This window comes from Dietzia sp. DQ12-76 (genome assembly GCF_014145045.1).
Lineage (GTDB): Bacteria > Actinomycetota > Actinomycetes > Mycobacteriales > Mycobacteriaceae > Dietzia.
Window position 1 is genome coordinate 21,346 of record NZ_JAALDV010000567.1, and the last position, 235, is coordinate 21,580.

Annotated in this window: 1 pseudogene; it reads right to left on the minus strand. The window is 66.8% G+C overall.

From position 1 onward, the window contains the following. Positions 1 to 207, minus strand: a pseudogene (locus G6019_RS17015) (hypothetical protein); the annotation flags it as partial. Positions 208 to 235 lie beyond the last annotated feature (28 nt).

Sequence of the window (235 nt, forward strand, 5' to 3'; positions counted from 1 at the left end):
CAGGGCGGGAGTGATGAAGTACTTGAGCACCGCGTCGGGCAGGTCGAGCACTCCGGGTTGGGGGTCGATCAGTTCGAATCGGACTGTGGCGTCGCTGCCGGAGAGGAGTTCCTCGCACAGCCAGTCGACGCTGGCGTAGGCGCCGGTGACGAACTGCACGCGGTTGGGCAGTCCCTGGGCGATGCTGTCGATGACCGAGATCCGCACTGGTTGCTCGGTGCCCCAGGACGCCCCG